This is a genomic window from Candidatus Cloacimonadota bacterium (genome assembly GCA_012522635.1).
In the GTDB taxonomy this organism is placed as follows: domain Bacteria; phylum Cloacimonadota; class Cloacimonadia; order Cloacimonadales; family Cloacimonadaceae; genus Syntrophosphaera.
The window spans coordinates 1-4,684 of the sequence record JAAYKA010000004.1; the positions used below are offsets into that span (position 1 = coordinate 1).

The following is a 4,684-nucleotide window of genomic DNA, read 5'->3' on the forward strand; positions in this document are numbered from 1 at the left end:
GGACCGCCGGATTTATCCGGTGGAAAAGGGTGACGGGTTTTCAGCCTAAAGAGCAAAGTTGGGTTTTCATTAAAAGCCTTTTTCCTTCCTTGCTCTGGATTTCTCGCTCCGCTCGAAATGACGGCCAGGCTTGGGTTTGGGTGGGGTGGGCGGAGTCTGGGTGGTCGAAAGGACATTGTGCCAGATGAATCTGGCACCTACGACCGGATGAATCCGGTGCTCCGACGAGTCCATCGCTGACGCTCAGAATGACAGGGTCACTGCGGGTTTGGGTGCTGGTGGGCAGAAGGCTATAAGCCTGTTGGAACACCGGTTTCAACCGGTCGTACCGCCGGATTTATCCGGTGGAAAAGGATGCCAGCTTTGTTCATTGTGCCAGATGAATCTGGCACTAACGGCCGGCTGAAGCCAGCGCTCCGACAAGGCCGTCGCTGGCGCTCAGAATGACGCATGGGTATTGGCTTTCAGGGCAATCGTTTCCGAACACCGTCTCGCCATTTCCCAGTCTCCCCGTCACTTCCTAACTTCTTAACTCCCTCACTCCCTAACTTTTATTCCTCATCATCCTGTGCATCCCTAATCTATAAAAAAATCTGCGAAATCGGCATAATCTGCGTGAAATTTCTTGACAAAACCCCATTTTCTTCCCCTTTATATTATAGAAGGGCATCTTGATTTCCTCACATATCGCATTGCGCTCGTCTTCAAAAGCCTCCCCAAAAAATAAGGGGAGTCCCACAAGAGGCTGACGGGTAAGATGTTAGGGCATATCAAGAGCGAAGGCAAGCGCGCAGCCTGAGCTTAAAAAAAACAAAAAGGAGGATTGGAAAAAGCAGATGGAAAACCCACACAGTGAAAAGAAATGGAGCGGGCGACGGGACTCGGACCCGCGACCCTCAGCTTGGGAAGCTGATGCTCTACCAACTGAGCTACGCCCGCTATTTATGAAACAGGTTTTGAGGGTTTATGTTTTTGTCAAGCAGATAGTGTTGATTTTATTCCCATTCAATGGTGGCAGGCGGTTTGGGGCTGATATCGAAAACCACGCGGTTCACGCCGGGGACCTCGGAAAGGATTCTGTTGGAAACATGGGCCAGAAAATCCAGGGGAAGGCGGGTCCAATCCGCGCTCATGCCATCGCTGGAATTCACGGCGCGGAGGGCGCAGACGTTGTCATAGCTTCTGGAGCCGTCTTTAACGCCCACGCTGCGGATGGGCAGAAGGACTGCAAAAGCCTGCCAGGTGGTGTGATAAAGGTTTTGGGAATGCAGTTCGGAGATGAATATCTCATCGATGGCCTGAAGGCATTTCAGCCTGGCGGGAGTGATGGCTCCAACCACGCGGACAGCGAGGCCAGGCCCTGGAAAGGGATGACGCGCAACGATGCTTTCGGGAAGCCCCAATTCACGCCCAATCGCGCGCACATCGTCTTTATAGAGCTCACGAAAAGGCTCCAGAAGCTTCAATCCCATCTTTTCGGGCAAGCCGCCCACATTGTGATGGCTTTTGACCGCCAGGCCTTTCTGAGCGTTGAAACTTTCGATAACATCGGGATAGAGGGTGCCCTGCGCCAAAAACTCCACGCCGGGATGTTTGCGGGCTTCGGCTTCAAAGACTTCGATGAAGCCGTGGCCGATGATGCGGCGTTTTTGTTCGGGGTCATCCACCCCTTCCAAACGCTGTAAAAAGAGAACGGAGGCATCCACGAAGCGGATATTGAGGTCGGGGATGGCAGAAAAGGCTTCGCGCACCCTTTCGGCTTCGCGATGACGCAAACAACCGGTATCCACAAAAATGGGAATGAGGCGTTCACCGATGGCGCGATGGATAAGCAGCGCTGCCACAGAGGAATCCACGCCGCCGGAGAGACCCAAAACAACCTGGGCAGAGCCGGTTTCAGCGCGGATGGAGCGGATTGAGGAATTGATGAAATCTTTTGGATTCATGACAGGGGTCTCACAAAGGGGTTATTTTGTTTTTCCATGCCGATGGAAGTTCTGGGACCGTGACCAGGGTAAACGACGGTGTCGTCTGGCAAAATGTAGAGACGCTCCCGGATGGATGTTTGGATTTGTTCGCGGCTTCCTCCGGGAAAATCCGTCCTGCCCACGCTGAGTTCAAAAAGAGTGTCGCCGCTAAAGAGAAATTTCCCCGTGTGGAGGCAGATACAGCCTGGGGTGTGGCCGGGAGTGTGGATGATGGTGAAGCTGTGGCTTCCCAGGGAGATGGTTTCGCCATCTTCCGCCAGGATATCCGCCGGGGAAAGCTGGAGCGGCGAGCCCAGATAGGCGCTGAAATTGAGGCTGTTGTTCGTGAGCAGTTTGGCATCGGCGGGATGGATGAGGACTTTCGCGCCCAGAGCTTTTTTGAAAAAATCGTTGCCGCCGATGTGGTCGCCATGTCCGTGGGTGTTCACGATGAGGGAAAGCTTGAGTTCCAGCTCGCGAATGCGGGAAAGCAGTGGTTCCGAAGGCGCCGCGGGGTCAATCAAAATGGCTTCGCGGCTGGCTTCATCCCAAACGAGCCAGGTGTTTGTGCCAAATTCCGGCAAGAGGTGATGGTCTTCGATTTTTAACATCGCAAATCCTTTTGAACAGTAATCATGATGCCCCTCAGCAGGGTTTCGGGGCATTTTTCCACCTCAATATCATGCCAGCGTTTGTTGTCAACCGAGTATTTCACCCAGGCGGGAGAGGGAGCCTTATTGGCGTAGAAAAGCAGGATGGAAGCGGCAAGCGCGATTTGCTCTGATGAAGCCTGAGTGTCGGTGAGCAAACCCAGCGGCCCTTCGCTGTCCCGCAGGCGCAGCCAGAGTCCGGGAAAGTTTTGCTCGTAAAGGCGTTCATTATCGGCTTTATGGCGTCCCACAATCAATTTGAGCGTGGGGGAGAGGCGAAAATGGCGTCCCCAGCGCAAAAGAGCAATCTGGGCGGTGGTTTCCTGACCATGAGAGACCAGTTCGCGCAAACGCAGGGAAAAACTGGGGTCGGTAAGCAAACAACCGCCTCCGGGTCCGGGAAAATTAAGTCCATATTTTTTGGCGAGTTCCATCTGACGCTGGCGTCCTCTGCCGCTGATATCCAAAAGCAGGTTTTTATCCACCCAGCCTTCACGAATGGGAAGCGTGTCCGGCAAGAGTTTTTGGCTGAGAGGCCGGACGATGAGATCGGCGTTGCCACTCAGTTTTCCCACGGATTGAAGCGCTTCCCGGCGTTGGGACATGGGACGCTGACCCACCACTTCGCCGGATACCAGGAAATCCGCTTCATAACGGGGCAGAAGCGCTGCCGCTTGTGCAAACATGAGGCCGTGACAATCGATGCAGGGGTTGAAACGTTTTCCAAAGCCATAGCGGGGGGCTTTCATCATTTCGAGATGCTCGGAGGATATTTCGAAAACATCGAGCTGAAGCCCGTTTTTGGCGGCGAATTTCAGAGCGCGGTCCGGATAGATGTAGGGCGTGCTGAAAAAGACGGGATGGACTCTTATCCCCTGTTCCTGCAAAATCTTGACGGCAAGGATGCTGTCCAAACCTCCGGAAAACAGCGCAATGGCGGAGCGATTATTCATTTATGGTTTAAATCCGGTTGATAAAATAAGGGTTTAAAAAAAGGGCCTGCGGTAAAAAGCAGGCCCCAATTTATGCCTGGTTTGAGGCGAAATTATTTGGCAATATCTTCGGCAACTTGGTCGAAGAAACGGAAGGGTTCGGCTTTGGGGGTTCTGGAACTTTTGTCTGGATCGCTATCCCACCAAGTCCAAGCGCTGCTCACGCCAGCAATCAAAACTTTCTTTTTGTTCAGCCTTTCATAGCCGATGGCGTTGATGGCGAATTCAAAATCGTGAAGAGGGGCATACTGGGCCCAGTTCGATTGGAGCAGAGTAAAGTTCTTCTGGGTTCCAGGAACCTGACGAATATAATCCGCAATTTTGTCGTTGCCATCAAAATAGGCGGAAATAACGTGGAATTGGGGGTCTTTCGCGATTGACCAGTTCACCGAATAGTTGTTGTTGGGGTTGAAATCCGGCCAGGTGGGCACTTCCACTTTTTTGGGCAGGATGGAGACGGAGCCGGTGTATGTTTTGCTCCCGCCTGTAATCTCGTATGTTACAGGCTGATCTGTGTTCAGGCTGTATTCTCCGCCGCCATAAATCTTTCCATCCGTGTAGGAAGTGACATATCTGAAATCGATGTTTTGGGTGCCAATTTTGAGGGTGGCGTTGGGGTTTTCACCTTTGGCGCTCATCCAAATATAGACGTGAGCGATTCCTTTTGTGGATTCTTCATAATCAAGATCGAACCACACAACGTTGTCATAATCCCAAATGACAGAAGAAATCATGGGCTCTTCAAAGTTTGGCTCAGTTGTTTTGGAGCAAGACGCGACCAAAAACACCGAGATGCCGATGACCAGAAGCAACATGACACGAATTAGGTTTTTCATAACCGTTCTCCTTTTACTTTTTAAGCTTTTTGCGTATGTGATGGCTTTTCAGCAGCCATTTTCTTTATTGATACTTTAACCGTTTCTGCCAATCTTGTCAAGTTAAAAAAGCTTTTGGCATTCCCCCATTTTTTAAACCAGCCTTATTTTCATTTGCCAAGGATCGGTCAAATCAGGTCTATATGGAGATGTATTATAGTGTGTAGTTCGCTGCAGGCAGATTTTCAGTACCTGGCAAA

General features: G+C 51.5%; 5 protein-coding genes and 1 tRNA gene. All 6 read right to left on the bottom strand.

The features are described 5' to 3' along the window. Nucleotides 1-40: 40 nt before the first annotated feature. Nucleotides 41-310: a hypothetical protein gene (locus tag GX135_00100; protein NLN84490.1), complete on the bottom strand. Its 270-nt coding sequence runs from the start codon at nucleotides 308-310 to the stop codon at nucleotides 41-43. Between the two features lie 553 nt (nucleotides 311-863). Then, nucleotides 864-939, bottom strand: a tRNA-Gly gene (locus GX135_00105). Nucleotides 940-995: 56 nt separating this feature from the next. Beyond that, on the bottom strand, nucleotides 996-1,946 hold the full coding sequence (gene guaA / locus GX135_00110) for a glutamine-hydrolyzing GMP synthase (GenBank protein NLN84491.1): 951 nt from the start codon (nucleotides 1,944-1,946) through the stop codon (nucleotides 996-998). Continuing rightward, nucleotides 1,943-2,578, bottom strand: coding sequence for an MBL fold metallo-hydrolase (locus GX135_00115; protein NLN84492.1), 636 nt, complete (start codon nucleotides 2,576-2,578; stop codon nucleotides 1,943-1,945). The genes guaA and GX135_00115 overlap by 4 nt, the downstream gene beginning before the upstream one ends. Further along, a complete protein-coding gene (locus GX135_00120) occupies nucleotides 2,572-3,570 on the bottom strand; it encodes a tRNA (5-methylaminomethyl-2-thiouridylate)-methyltransferase (protein ID NLN84493.1) in 999 nt (332 codons plus the stop codon). The genes GX135_00115 and GX135_00120 overlap by 7 nt, the downstream gene beginning before the upstream one ends. 92 nt (nucleotides 3,571-3,662) lie before the next feature. Continuing rightward, nucleotides 3,663-4,445 (bottom strand): hypothetical protein, encoded by a 783-nt coding sequence (locus GX135_00125; GenBank protein NLN84494.1) that lies wholly within the window; start codon nucleotides 4,443-4,445, stop codon nucleotides 3,663-3,665. Nucleotides 4,446-4,684: the final 239 nt, after the last annotated feature.